The sequence below is a fragment of the Ensifer sp. YR511 genome (genome assembly GCF_900103045.1).
In the GTDB taxonomy this organism is placed as follows: domain Bacteria; phylum Pseudomonadota; class Alphaproteobacteria; order Rhizobiales; family Rhizobiaceae; genus Ensifer; species Ensifer adhaerens.
Map to the genome: position 1 here is coordinate 1 of NZ_FNGR01000054.1, position 10,310 is coordinate 10,310.

Below are 10,310 nucleotides of genomic sequence, written 5' to 3' on the forward strand. Positions count from 1 at the left end.
CCGATCGCGATGGAAGAAAAGCTGCGCTTCGCAATCCGCGAAGGCGGCCGTACCGTCGGCGCAGGCATCGTTGCCTCGATCGTCGAGTAATCGACGAGACTGAGGGCGGGAAGACACAAGGCGCATGTGCTATGCGCCTTGGACATACCCGCCCCGAAAGATTTAGTTGGTCGCACGGCTTGCCGAAGACGACGAAATAGTGCAAACGGCGCCCACGCGTGATTTGCACGGTGCTTCGACGTTGTGCGCTCACAGAAAGACAGGCCGGCCACGCCCGCTCAAATAGGAAGGGGCAGGGGAAACCCTGTCCCTCCGATCTTTGAAAAGTTAGCGGACTGGCCGAAATTAAACGAAGTTCACTGCGTGTTTTTCCACGGAAACCGCAAGTAACCTGAACAAGGATAAGTCGTATGAACGGCCAGAACATCCGCATCCGCCTCAAGGCGTTTGATCACCGGATCCTCGACGCCTCGACGCGCGAAATCGTGTCGACTGCAAAGCGTACCGGTGCAAGCGTGCGCGGTCCCGTACCGCTGCCGACGCGCATTGAAAAGTTTACGGTCAACCGCTCGCCGCACGTCGACAAGAAGAGCCGTGAACAGTTCGAAATGCGCACCCACAAGCGCCTTCTCGATATCGTAGACCCGACCCCGCAGACCGTTGACGCGCTGATGAAGCTCGACCTGGCTGCCGGCGTCGACGTGGAAATCAAGCTTTAATAAACAAGGAAGGTACGTGGGCCTCGGTCCAACGGCTTCCAAAAACGGGCGACCTCAAGATCGGATGATCTCAAGGAAACCTTAAACCAGAGATGTGAGGGGGCTCGCTCCGTCACTAACTCTCAAGAGGAATGAACCAATGCGTTCAGGTGTGATTGCACAGAAAGTGGGAATGACCCGCGTCTATAACGACGCCGGTGAGCATATCCCGGTTACAGTTTTGAAGCTGGAAAGCTGCCAGGTGGTAGCCCAGCGTACGGAAGAAAAGAATGGCTACGTTGCTGTCCAGCTCGGTGCTGGCCGCTCCAAGGTCAAGAACACGCCGAAGGCGATGCGCGGCCACTTTGCTGCTGCCAACGTCGAGCCGAAGGCGAAGCTCGTCGAGTTCCGCGTTTCCGCGGACAACCTGATCGACATCGGTGCAGAACTGACGGCGAACCATTTCGTCACCGGTCAGCTCGTCGACGTCACCGGTACCACGATCGGTAAGGGCTTTGCCGGCGCCATCAAGCGCCACAACTTCGGCGGTCTGCGTGCAACGCACGGCGTTTCCGTATCGCACCGTTCGCATGGTTCTACCGGTTCCAACCAGGACCCGGGCCGCGTTTGGAAGGGCAAGCGCATGGCTGGTCACATGGGCCAGACGCGCGTCACCACTCAGAACCTCGAAGTCGTATCGACCGATGAAGACCGCGGTCTGATCCTGGTCAAGGGCGCTGTCCCCGGCTCCAAGGGTGCCTGGATCGTCGTTCGTGACGCCATCAAGTCGGGCACCCCGGAAGGCGCTCCGCGTCCGGCCGCTGTGCGCGCCGAAGCATCGAAGTAAGGGAGCCGAATAATGGATCTCAACGTCAAAACCCTCGAGGGCAAGGACGCAGGAAAGGTTTCTCTTTCTGACGCCATTTTCGGCCTCGAACCCCGTGAAGACATCATTGCCCGCGTCGTTCGCTGGCAGCTCGCCAAGAAGCAGCAGGGCACGCACAAGGCCAAGGGCCGCGCTGAAGTGTCCCGCACCGGCGCCAAGATGTACAAGCAGAAGGGTACGGGCCGCGCCCGCCACCACTCCGCTCGTGCTCCGCAGTTCCGCGGCGGTGGCAAGGCTCATGGCCCGGTTGTTCGCAGCCACGCCCATGACCTGCCGAAGAAGGTTCGCGCTCTCGGCCTGCGCCATGCACTCTCGGCCAAGCTGAAGGCTGAAGAGATCATCGTCATCGACGATCTCGTTGCCAAGGAAGCCAAGACGAAGGCTCTCGCCGGCGTATTCGCGTCGCTCGGCCTCACCAACGCTCTCATCATCGGCGGCGCCGAGATCGAGAACAACTTCAAGCTCGCAGCCCAGAACATCCCGAACGTGGACGTTCTGCCGGTTCAGGGCATCAACGTTTACGACATTCTGCGCCGTGGCAAGCTCGTGCTTTCCAAGGCTGCCGTGGAAGCTCTGGAGGAGCGGTTCAAATGACGGATCTTCGCCACTACGACGTGATCGTGTCCCCCTCGATCACTGAAAAGTCGACGCTGGTTTCCGAACAGAACCAGGTCGTCTTCAACGTCGCCAAGGACGCTTCGAAGCCTGAAATCAAGGCTGCAGTCGAAGCTCTGTTCGGCGTCAAGGTTACGGCCGTGAACACGCTGGTCCGCAAGGGCAAGACGAAGCGTTTCCGCGGCTTTGCCGGAAAGCAGAAGGACGTGAAGAAGGCGGTCATTACGCTCGCCGACGGTCAGTCCATCGACGTCTCCACCGGTCTCTAACGGATAGGCCCATTAGGGTAAAAACCCAAAAGGGAACAAGAAAATGGCATTGAAAAGTTTCAATCCGACGACCCCGAGCCAGCGCCAGCTGGTCATCGTTGACCGGTCCGGCCTCTACAAGGGCAAGCCGGTAAAGGCGCTGACCGAGGGCCTGTCCTCCAAGGGCGGTCGCAACAACCTCGGTCGCATCACCGTTCGCTTCCAGGGCGGCGGTCACAAGCGCACCTATCGTCTGGTGGACTTCAAGCGTCGCAAGTTCGACGTTGAAGGCACGGTCGAGCGTCTGGAATACGACCCGAACCGCACCGCGTTCATCGCGCTCGTCAACTACGCCGACGGCGAAAAGGCCTACATCCTCGCTCCGCAGCGCCTTGCTGCTGGCGACAAGGTCATCGCTTCGGAAAAGGCCGTTGACGTGAAGCCCGGCAACACGATGCCGCTGCAGTACATCCCGGTCGGCTCCATCATCCACAACGTGGAAATGAAGCCGGGCAAGGGCGGCCAGATGGCCCGCTCCGCCGGTACCTACGCACAGCTCGTTGGCCGCGACCAGGGCATGGCGATCCTTCGCCTGAACTCTGGTGAACAGCGCCTGGTGCATGGTTCCTGCCTCGCCTCGATCGGCGCCGTGTCGAACCCCGACCACGGCAACATCAATGACGGTAAGGCTGGTCGTTCGCGTTGGCGTGGCAAGAAGCCGCACGTTCGCGGTGTCGTCATGAACCCGGTTGACCACCCGCACGGCGGTGGTGAAGGCCGTACCTCGGGTGGTCGTCACCCGGTTACCCCGTGGGGCAAGCCCACGAAGGGTAAGCGTACGCGCTCGAACAAGTCGACCGACAAGTTCATCATGCGCTCGCGCCACCAGAAGAAGAAGTAAGAGAGGAAGTCTCGAATGACTCGTTCAGTATGGAAAGGTCCGTTCGTTGACGGTTATCTTCTCAAGAAGGCTGAGAAGGTCCGCGAAGGCGGTCGCAACGAAGTGATCAAGATCTGGAGCCGTCGCTCCACGATCCTTCCGCAGTTTGTCGGTCTCACCTTCGGCGTCTACAACGGCAGCAAGCACGTTCCGGTCAGCGTCAACGAAGACATGGTCGGCCACAAGTTTGGTGAATTCTCTCCGACCCGGACCTACTACGGTCACGGTGCGGACAAGAAGGCAAAGAGGAAGTAACAATGGGCAAGGCAAAAGCCGAACGCCGGCTGAAGGATAATGAGGCGCAGGCAGTTGCGCGCACGATCCGCGTCAGCCCCCAGAAGCTCAACCTGGTTGCCGCGATGATCCGCGGCAAGAAGGTCGATCGCGCTCTGGCCGAACTGGAATTCTCCCGCAAGCGCATTGCAGAGACGGTCAAGAAGACCCTTGAATCTGCCATCGCAAACGCGGAGAACAACCACGATCTCGACGTCGATTCGCTCGTCGTTGCAGAAGCTTACGTTGGCAAGTCGATTGTCATGAAGCGCTTCCACGCTCGTGGTCGCGGCCGTGCATCGCGTGTCGAAAAGCCGTTCTCGCACTTGACGATCGTCGTCCGTGAAGTGGAAGCCAAAGGGGAGGCCGCATAATGGGTCAGAAGATTAATCCGATCGGCTTCCGTCTCGGTATCAACCGGACCTGGGACAGCCGCTGGTTCGCGGACAACGCCGAATACGGCCAGCTTCTTCACGAAGACCTGAAGATCCGCGCTTACCTGATGGAAGAACTGAAGGCTGCCGGCATCGCCAAGGTGGTAATCGAGCGTCCGCACAAGAAGTGCCGCGTCACGATCCACTCCGCTCGTCCGGGCCTGATCATCGGCAAGAAGGGCGCTGACATCGAGAAGCTCCGCAAGAAGCTTTCCGAGATGACCAGCTCCGAAACGCACCTCAACATCGTTGAAGTGCGCAAGCCGGAAGTCGACGCGACCCTCGTCGCTCAGTCGATTGCCCAGCAGCTCGAGCGCCGCGTGGCTTTCCGCCGTGCGATGAAGCGCGCTGTTCAGTCGGCCATGCGTCTTGGCGCCGAAGGCATCAAGATCACCTGCGCCGGCCGCCTCGGTGGCGCCGAAATCGCTCGTACCGAATGGTACCGCGAAGGTCGCGTTCCGCTGCACACGCTGCGTGCGGACATCGACTACGGCACGGCTGAAGCGGAAACCGCTTTCGGTATCTGCGGCATCAAGGTCTGGATCTTCAAGGGCGAAATCCTTGAGCACGATCCGATGGCTTCGGAGCGTCGCGCGATCGAAAGTGACAACCAGGGCCCGGCAGGCCGTGATCGCGACCGTGGCGATCGTGACCGCCGTCGTGAAAACGCGTAACATTCGCGTTTGGCAGCCAATATCGGAGAAGTAAAAAAATGTTGCAGCCAAAGCGTACGAAGTATCGCAAGCAGTTCAAGGGCCGCATCAAGGGCGTAGCCAAGGGCGGATCTGATCTCGCTTTCGGCGAATTCGGCCTTAAGGCTCAGGAACCCAACCGCGTGAATGCACGCGAGATCGAAGCGGCCCGCCGCGCGATCACGCGTCACATGAAGCGCGCCGGCCGCGTCTGGATCCGTGTGTTCCCTGACGTTCCGGTCACCGCCAAGCCGACGGAAGTCCGCATGGGTAAGGGTAAGGGTTCGGTCGAATACTGGGCATGCAAGGTCAAGCCCGGCCGAATGATGTTTGAGATCGATGGTGTCAGCGAAGAACTTGCCCGTGAGGCACTTCGTCTTGGCGCTGCCAAGCTCTCTGTCAAGACGCGCTTCGTGCAGCGTATCGCAGAGTAAGGAGTGAACTCATGAAAGCCGTAGATGTTCGCGCCCTGAGCGCCGATCAACTCAACGAAGAGCTCGCCAAGCTGAAGAAGGAGCAGTTCAACCTGCGCTTCCAGAAGGCAACCGGCCAGCTCGAGAAGTCTTCGCGTATCAACGAAGTCCGCAAGGACATCGCACGCGTCAAAACCATTGCCCGCCAGAAGGCGGCAGAAGCCAAGGCCTAAGGACCAGAAAATATGCCGAAACGCATTCTGCAGGGCACTGTTGTCAGCGACAAGAACGACAAGACCGTCGTCGTACGGGTCGAGCGCCGCTTTGCGCATCCGATCCTCCAGAAGACCGTCCGTCGCTCCAAGAAGTACAAGGCGCATGACGAAAACAACCAGTACAAGGTTGGTGACGTCGTTTCCATCGAGGAATGTGCGCCGATCTCGAAGGATAAGCGCTGGACGGTAGTCGCCGCCCACGCTTGATTTCAGCAGGTTTTGACGCCAAGACCCTTGCGTCTTGGGAAAATACCTGTATGAAGCACGCAATTGAAGCAGGGGAACGCTCGATTCCGGGCGTTCTTTTGCTTTGAGATGAGCACTATAAGCCGGGCGAGGGGGTTTCGACCCAACCGGCCTGGTAACAACAAGAAGGCGACCTGACATGATTCAGATGCAAACAAACCTCGACGTGGCGGATAATTCCGGCGCACGTCGTGTCATGTGCATCAAGGTGCTGGGCGGCTCCAAGCGCAAGTATGCGTCGGTCGGCGACATCATTGTCGTTTCGATCAAGGAAGCCATTCCGCGCGGCCGCGTAAAGAAGGGTGATGTCATGAAGGCTGTTGTCGTTCGCACTGCGAAGGACATCCGCCGTCCGGATGGCTCTGTCATCCGCTTTGACACCAACGCAGCCGTTCTTATCGATAACAAGAAAGAGCCGATCGGCACCCGTATCTTCGGACCGGTTCCGCGCGAACTTCGCGCCAAGAACCACATGAAGATCATCTCGCTGGCTCCAGAAGTACTCTAAGGGAGCGTTGAGAGATGCAAAAGATTCGCAAAGGCGACAAAGTCGTCGTTCTCACCGGTAAGGACAAGGGTCGTACCGGCGAAGTCGTACAGGTAATGCCGAAGGAAGACCGGGCTGTCGTGCGTGGCGTAAACATGGTGAAGCGTCACCAGCGCCAGACCCAGAGCCAGGAAGCCGGCATCATCAACAAGGAAGCCTCGATCCATCTTTCGAACATCGCGATTGCCGATCCGAAGGACGGCAAGCCGACCCGCGTCGGTTTCAAGATCGATGGCGACAAGAAGGTCCGCGTGGCCAAGCGTTCGGGAGTAGTGATCGATGGCTAAGTCCGCTTACGAGCCGCGGCTCAAGAAGGAATATGTCGAGCGTATTCGTGCGGCTATGCAGGAGAAGTTCTCCTACGCCAACGAAATGCAGATCCCGCGCCTCGACAAGATCGTCATCAATATGGGCGTTGGCGAATCGACGGGCGACTCCAAGAAGCCGACCGTTGCTGCAGCCGACCTCGCAGCGATTGCTGGTCAGAAGCCGGTAATCACCCGCGCTCGCAACTCCATCGCAGGCTTCAAGCTTCGCGAAGGTATGCCGATCGGTGCCAAGGTTACCCTGCGCGGCGTTCGGATGTTTGAGTTCCTGGATCGCCTCGTGAACATCGCGCTTCCGCGCGTTCGCGACTTCCGTGGCCTCAATCCGAAGTCCTTTGACGGACGTGGCAACTTCGCCATGGGCGTCAAGGAACACATTGTGTTCCCTGAGATCAACTACGACAAGGTTGATCAGATGTGGGGCATGGACATCATCGTTTGCACGACGGCTACTAACGACGACGAAGCTCGCGCTCTGCTCACAGAGTTCAACTTCCCGTTCCGTCAGTAATCCGTAACGACAAGCGTAAAGAAGGATAACTGTAATGGCGAAAACGAGCGCAGTTGAAAAGAACAAGCGCCGCCGCAAACTGGTTGCCTCGCAGGCTGCAAAGCGTGCCGCTCTGAAGGCGACCATCATGAACCAGTCTCTGCCGATTGAAGAGCGGTTCAAGGCAACCATCAAGCTGGCAGGCCTGCCGCGCGATGGATCCAAGACCCGCATCCGCAACCGTTGCGAAGTTACCGGCCGTCCGCGCGCCTTCTATCGTAAACTTCGTATGTCGCGTATTGCGCTTCGCGAACTGGGCAACCTCGGCAAGGTGCCGGGTATTGTCAAGTCGAGCTGGTAAGGAGACGGGCACATGGCAATGACTGATCCGCTGGGCGATATGCTCACCCGTATCCGTAACGGCGCGGCTCGCCGCAAGTCGAGCGTTTCCACGCCGGCTTCGAAGCTCCGTGCACGTGTTCTGGATGTTCTTCAGGCTGAAGGCTACATCCGTGGTTACTCCGAAGTCGTATTCGGCAACGGCAAGGCCGAGCTGAACATCGAACTGAAGTACTACGAAGGCGCTTCCGTGATCCGTGAGATCGGACGCGTCTCCAAGCCGGGCCGCCGAGTTTATGTCTCGGTTAAGTCCATTCCGCAGGTCGCGAACGGCCTCGGCATCACCATCCTTTCGACCCCGAAGGGCGTGATGGCCGATCATCAGGCACGCGAACAGAATGTTGGTGGCGAGATCCTTTGCTCCGTCTTCTAATCGAAGACGGTAGCAAGTTCTCCATAGCGAACAGACAGGTATAAAAATGTCTCGTATCGGTAAGAAGCCCGTTCAGGTTCCGGCAGGCGTCACGGCAAGCGTTGATGGCCAGAAGGTAACGGCGAAGGGCCCGAAGGGCGAACTGTTCTTTGTTGCAAACGACGAAGTATCGGTAAAGCTCGAAGAAAATGCGGTTGTTGTACAGCCGCTCAGCCAGAGCAAGGATGCTCGTTCGAAGTGGGGCATGTCCCGCACGATGATCGAGAACATCTTCAAGGGCGTCAAGGACGGTTACGAGCGCAAGCTCGAAATCAACGGCGTTGGTTATCGTGCGTCGCTGCAGGGCAAGAACCTGCAGCTGGCGCTCGGCTTCAGCCACGACGTCGTCTACCAGACCCCGGAAGGCATCACGATTGCTGTTCCGAAGCCGACCGAAATCATCGTGTCCGGCATCAACAAGCAGCAGGTCGGCCAGGTTGCCGCGGAAATCCGCGAATACCGCGGCCCCGAGCCCTACAAGGGCAAGGGCGTCAAGTATGCCGAAGAGCGGATTGTCCGCAAAGAAGGCAAGAAGAAGTAAGGATCACGCGAAATGGCTAGCAGGAAAGATACTCTTGTGCGTCGCGCCAACCGCGTGCGCCGTCAAATCAAGGCGGTCGCCAATGGCCGTCCGCGCCTGTCGGTTCATCGCTCGTCGAAGAACATCTACGTACAGGTTATCGACGACGTGGCCGGCAAGACGCTTGCGTCTGCCTCCACGCTCGATACCGATCTGCGTTCGTCGTTGAAGACGGGCGCTGACACGGCAGCTGCTGCTGCCGTCGGCAAGCTCATCGCTGAGCGTGCCGCTAAGGCTGGCGTCAAGGACGTTGTCTTTGATCGTGGCGCCTTCATCTATCACGGCCGCATCAAGGCTTTGGCCGATGCTGCCCGTGAAGGTGGTCTGAACTTCTGATCGGTCGCCAGGCGGGCGTTGCGCCTGCCTGGCACTCTCATAGGTTTCCGGTCGCATCCGATCCATCGGACGGGGGCGACTTTTGTCAATCTGCCGATTGCACCCGGAAAAGAAAAAGGAAAAGGACAATGGCACAGGAAAGAAAGGGTTCTCGCGAAGATCGCCAGAACCGCGAAGAGCGCGACAGCGAATTTGTCGATAAGCTCGTAGCAATTAACCGCGTCGCCAAGGTGGTGAAGGGCGGTCGTCGTTTCGGTTTCGCCGCTCTCGTCGTCGTTGGCGACCAGAAGGGCCGCGTTGGCTTCGGTCATGGCAAGGCACGCGAAGTGCCGGAAGCCATCCGCAAGGCAACCGAAGCCGCAAAGCGCGACCTGATTTTCGTCCCGCTGCGTGGTGGTCGTACCCTGCATCACGACGTTCACGGTCGTCATGGCGCCGGCAAGGTGCTGCTGCGTTCGGCCAAGGCCGGTACCGGTATCATCGCTGGTGGCCCGATGCGCGCCGTCTTCGAAACGCTCGGCGTTCATGACGTCGTTGCCAAGTCGACCGGTTCGTCGAACCCCTACAACATGGTTCGCGCAACGTTCGACGCCCTCAAGAACCAGATGCACCCGAAGGACATCGCAGCTCAGCGCGGCATGAAGTACGCCACGCTCCAGGCTCGTCGTGTTTCCTCCGGCGCTGCTTCCGAAGAATAAGGGAGCTGACAGATGGCTAAGAAAGAAGTCGCAGCGAAGACCGTTACCGTCGAGCAGATCGGTAGCCCCATTCGCCGTCCGGCCGTACAGCGTCAGACGCTGATCGGCCTGGGCCTCAACAAGATGCACCGGGTTCGCACGCTGGAAGACACTCCGTCTGTCCGTGGCATGATCCGGACCGTCCAGCACCTCGTTCGCGTCGTCGACGAGAAGTGAGGGGGATAAGCTCATGAAACTGAATGAAATCAAGGACAACGAAGGCTCGACCCACAGCCGTAAGCGTCTTGGCCGTGGTATCGGCTCGGGCTCCGGCAAGACCGCCGGTCGCGGTGTGAAGGGTCAGAAGGCTCGTTCGGGCGTCGCCATCAACGGCTTCGAAGGCGGCCAGATGCCGATCTACCGTCGTCTGCCGAAGCGCGGCTTCAACAACATCTTCGCTTCGGAGTTTGTTGTCGTGTCGCTCGGCCGTATCCAGACGGCAATCGACGCCAAGAAGCTCGATGCTTCCAAGACCGTTGACGCAGCTGCCCTCAAGGCTGCCGGCGTCATCCGTCGCGAAAAGGACGGCGTCCGCGTTCTGGCCGACGGCGAACTGAAGGCGAAGGTTTCGCTCGAAGTTGCCGGTGCTTCCAAGTCGGCGATCGAGAAGATCGAAAAGGCTGGCGGCTCGATCAAGCTGCTCGCTGCGGCTGCTGAATAATATTATTGATGAACCGCCCGGGGTGCTTCACTCCGGGCGGTTTTGCTCCCATATGTGAGCCTCACGTCCGCAAGCGCGAATCGCTCGCCGCGGCGGACATAG

The 10,310-nt window shown here is 59.0% G+C and carries 21 protein-coding genes and 1 pseudogene; all 22 read left to right on the forward strand.

Annotated features, from left to right (window positions below; genetic code table 11):
• Window positions 1–90, forward strand: a pseudogene (locus BLU15_RS36870) (elongation factor Tu); the annotation flags it as partial.
• Window positions 91–410: 320 nt separating this feature from the next.
• Complete coding sequence (rpsJ, locus tag BLU15_RS36875) at window positions 411–719, forward strand: 30S ribosomal protein S10 (RefSeq protein WP_003507767.1); 309 nt, start codon at window positions 411–413, stop codon at window positions 717–719.
• Between the two features lie 139 nt (window positions 720–858).
• On the forward strand, window positions 859–1,545 hold the full coding sequence (gene rplC / locus BLU15_RS36880) for a 50S ribosomal protein L3 (RefSeq protein WP_090302246.1): 687 nt from the start codon (window positions 859–861) through the stop codon (window positions 1,543–1,545).
• A 12-nt stretch (window positions 1,546–1,557) separates the two neighbouring features.
• On the forward strand, window positions 1,558–2,178 hold the full coding sequence (gene rplD, locus BLU15_RS36885) for a 50S ribosomal protein L4 (RefSeq protein WP_034795521.1): 621 nt from the start codon (window positions 1,558–1,560) through the stop codon (window positions 2,176–2,178).
• Window positions 2,175–2,468, forward strand: a complete 294-nt coding sequence (locus BLU15_RS36890; protein WP_034795524.1) for a 50S ribosomal protein L23 — start codon at window positions 2,175–2,177, stop codon at window positions 2,466–2,468. Before rplD ends, BLU15_RS36890 begins: the two co-directional genes overlap by 4 nt.
• 43 nt (window positions 2,469–2,511) lie before the next feature.
• Complete coding sequence (rplB, locus tag BLU15_RS36895) at window positions 2,512–3,348, forward strand: 50S ribosomal protein L2 (RefSeq protein WP_034795526.1); 837 nt, start codon at window positions 2,512–2,514, stop codon at window positions 3,346–3,348.
• Window positions 3,349–3,363: 15 nt separating this feature from the next.
• The gene (rpsS, locus tag BLU15_RS36900) at window positions 3,364–3,642 is read left to right on the forward strand and encodes a 30S ribosomal protein S19 (RefSeq protein WP_018239488.1); all 279 of its coding nucleotides are present in this window, start codon (window positions 3,364–3,366) and stop codon (window positions 3,640–3,642) included.
• A 2-nt stretch (window positions 3,643–3,644) separates the two neighbouring features.
• Window positions 3,645–4,034 carry a 50S ribosomal protein L22 gene (gene rplV, locus BLU15_RS36905; protein WP_034795534.1) on the forward strand — a complete coding sequence of 130 codons (390 nt, stop codon included), beginning with the start codon at window positions 3,645–3,647 and terminating at the stop codon, window positions 4,032–4,034.
• Window positions 4,034–4,768, forward strand: a complete 735-nt coding sequence (gene rpsC / locus BLU15_RS36910; RefSeq protein ID WP_034795537.1) for a 30S ribosomal protein S3 — start codon at window positions 4,034–4,036, stop codon at window positions 4,766–4,768. Before rplV ends, rpsC begins: the two co-directional genes overlap by 1 nt.
• Before the next feature lie 38 nt (window positions 4,769–4,806).
• Window positions 4,807–5,220, forward strand: a complete 414-nt coding sequence (gene rplP / locus BLU15_RS36915) for a 50S ribosomal protein L16 (RefSeq protein ID WP_011975175.1) — start codon at window positions 4,807–4,809, stop codon at window positions 5,218–5,220.
• Window positions 5,221–5,231: 11 nt separating this feature from the next.
• Entirely contained in the window at window positions 5,232–5,432 is a 201-nt protein-coding gene (rpmC, locus tag BLU15_RS36920) for a 50S ribosomal protein L29 (protein WP_034795543.1), read from the forward strand.
• A gap of 12 nt (window positions 5,433–5,444) precedes the next feature.
• Window positions 5,445–5,681, forward strand: coding sequence for a 30S ribosomal protein S17 (gene rpsQ / locus BLU15_RS36925; protein WP_034795546.1), 237 nt, complete (start codon window positions 5,445–5,447; stop codon window positions 5,679–5,681).
• Window positions 5,682–5,859: 178 nt separating this feature from the next.
• A complete protein-coding gene (gene rplN, locus BLU15_RS36930) occupies window positions 5,860–6,228 on the forward strand; it encodes a 50S ribosomal protein L14 (protein ID WP_034795548.1) in 369 nt (122 codons plus the stop codon).
• A gap of 14 nt (window positions 6,229–6,242) precedes the next feature.
• The gene (gene rplX / locus BLU15_RS36935) at window positions 6,243–6,554 is read left to right on the forward strand and encodes a 50S ribosomal protein L24 (protein ID WP_025426674.1); all 312 of its coding nucleotides are present in this window, start codon (window positions 6,243–6,245) and stop codon (window positions 6,552–6,554) included.
• Entirely contained in the window at window positions 6,547–7,104 is a 558-nt protein-coding gene (gene rplE, locus BLU15_RS36940; RefSeq protein ID WP_034795552.1) for a 50S ribosomal protein L5, read from the forward strand. The genes rplX and rplE overlap by 8 nt, the downstream gene beginning before the upstream one ends.
• A 34-nt stretch (window positions 7,105–7,138) precedes the next feature.
• The gene (rpsN, locus tag BLU15_RS36945; protein ID WP_034795562.1) at window positions 7,139–7,444 is read left to right on the forward strand and encodes a 30S ribosomal protein S14; all 306 of its coding nucleotides are present in this window, start codon (window positions 7,139–7,141) and stop codon (window positions 7,442–7,444) included.
• A 12-nt stretch (window positions 7,445–7,456) separates the two neighbouring features.
• Complete coding sequence (gene rpsH, locus BLU15_RS36950; RefSeq protein WP_025426677.1) at window positions 7,457–7,855, forward strand: 30S ribosomal protein S8; 399 nt, start codon at window positions 7,457–7,459, stop codon at window positions 7,853–7,855.
• A 46-nt stretch (window positions 7,856–7,901) separates the two neighbouring features.
• Window positions 7,902–8,435: a 50S ribosomal protein L6 gene (gene rplF / locus BLU15_RS36955; RefSeq protein ID WP_034795564.1), complete on the forward strand. Its 534-nt coding sequence runs from the start codon at window positions 7,902–7,904 to the stop codon at window positions 8,433–8,435.
• A 12-nt stretch (window positions 8,436–8,447) separates the two neighbouring features.
• Window positions 8,448–8,810, forward strand: coding sequence for a 50S ribosomal protein L18 (rplR, locus tag BLU15_RS36960; RefSeq protein ID WP_034795567.1), 363 nt, complete (start codon window positions 8,448–8,450; stop codon window positions 8,808–8,810).
• Window positions 8,811–8,938: 128 nt separating this feature from the next.
• On the forward strand, window positions 8,939–9,508 hold the full coding sequence (gene rpsE, locus BLU15_RS36965; protein WP_034795569.1) for a 30S ribosomal protein S5: 570 nt from the start codon (window positions 8,939–8,941) through the stop codon (window positions 9,506–9,508).
• Window positions 9,509–9,520: 12 nt separating this feature from the next.
• A complete protein-coding gene (rpmD, locus tag BLU15_RS36970; RefSeq protein WP_043623384.1) occupies window positions 9,521–9,724 on the forward strand; it encodes a 50S ribosomal protein L30 in 204 nt (67 codons plus the stop codon).
• Window positions 9,725–9,737: 13 nt separating this feature from the next.
• Entirely contained in the window at window positions 9,738–10,208 is a 471-nt protein-coding gene (gene rplO, locus BLU15_RS36975) for a 50S ribosomal protein L15 (protein ID WP_034795576.1), read from the forward strand.
• Window positions 10,209–10,310: the final 102 nt, after the last annotated feature.

Coding starts and splice junctions, on each gene's coding strand:
- rpsJ (WP_003507767.1), top strand. CDS start 411: ATGAACGGCCAGAACATCCGCATCCGCCTCAAGGCGTTTGATCACCGG.
- rplC (WP_090302246.1), top strand. CDS start 859: ATGCGTTCAGGTGTGATTGCACAGAAAGTGGGAATGACCCGCGTCTAT.
- rplD (WP_034795521.1), top strand. CDS start 1,558: ATGGATCTCAACGTCAAAACCCTCGAGGGCAAGGACGCAGGAAAGGTT.
- BLU15_RS36890 (WP_034795524.1), top strand. CDS start 2,175: ATGACGGATCTTCGCCACTACGACGTGATCGTGTCCCCCTCGATCACT.
- rplB (WP_034795526.1), top strand. CDS start 2,512: ATGGCATTGAAAAGTTTCAATCCGACGACCCCGAGCCAGCGCCAGCTG.
- rpsS (WP_018239488.1), top strand. CDS start 3,364: ATGACTCGTTCAGTATGGAAAGGTCCGTTCGTTGACGGTTATCTTCTC.
- rplV (WP_034795534.1), top strand. CDS start 3,645: ATGGGCAAGGCAAAAGCCGAACGCCGGCTGAAGGATAATGAGGCGCAG.
- rpsC (WP_034795537.1), top strand. CDS start 4,034: ATGGGTCAGAAGATTAATCCGATCGGCTTCCGTCTCGGTATCAACCGG.
- rplP (WP_011975175.1), top strand. CDS start 4,807: ATGTTGCAGCCAAAGCGTACGAAGTATCGCAAGCAGTTCAAGGGCCGC.
- rpmC (WP_034795543.1), top strand. CDS start 5,232: ATGAAAGCCGTAGATGTTCGCGCCCTGAGCGCCGATCAACTCAACGAA.
- rpsQ (WP_034795546.1), top strand. CDS start 5,445: ATGCCGAAACGCATTCTGCAGGGCACTGTTGTCAGCGACAAGAACGAC.
- rplN (WP_034795548.1), top strand. CDS start 5,860: ATGATTCAGATGCAAACAAACCTCGACGTGGCGGATAATTCCGGCGCA.
- rplX (WP_025426674.1), top strand. CDS start 6,243: ATGCAAAAGATTCGCAAAGGCGACAAAGTCGTCGTTCTCACCGGTAAG.
- rplE (WP_034795552.1), top strand. CDS start 6,547: ATGGCTAAGTCCGCTTACGAGCCGCGGCTCAAGAAGGAATATGTCGAG.
- rpsN (WP_034795562.1), top strand. CDS start 7,139: ATGGCGAAAACGAGCGCAGTTGAAAAGAACAAGCGCCGCCGCAAACTG.
- rpsH (WP_025426677.1), top strand. CDS start 7,457: ATGGCAATGACTGATCCGCTGGGCGATATGCTCACCCGTATCCGTAAC.
- rplF (WP_034795564.1), top strand. CDS start 7,902: ATGTCTCGTATCGGTAAGAAGCCCGTTCAGGTTCCGGCAGGCGTCACG.
- rplR (WP_034795567.1), top strand. CDS start 8,448: ATGGCTAGCAGGAAAGATACTCTTGTGCGTCGCGCCAACCGCGTGCGC.
- rpsE (WP_034795569.1), top strand. CDS start 8,939: ATGGCACAGGAAAGAAAGGGTTCTCGCGAAGATCGCCAGAACCGCGAA.
- rpmD (WP_043623384.1), top strand. CDS start 9,521: ATGGCTAAGAAAGAAGTCGCAGCGAAGACCGTTACCGTCGAGCAGATC.
- rplO (WP_034795576.1), top strand. CDS start 9,738: ATGAAACTGAATGAAATCAAGGACAACGAAGGCTCGACCCACAGCCGT.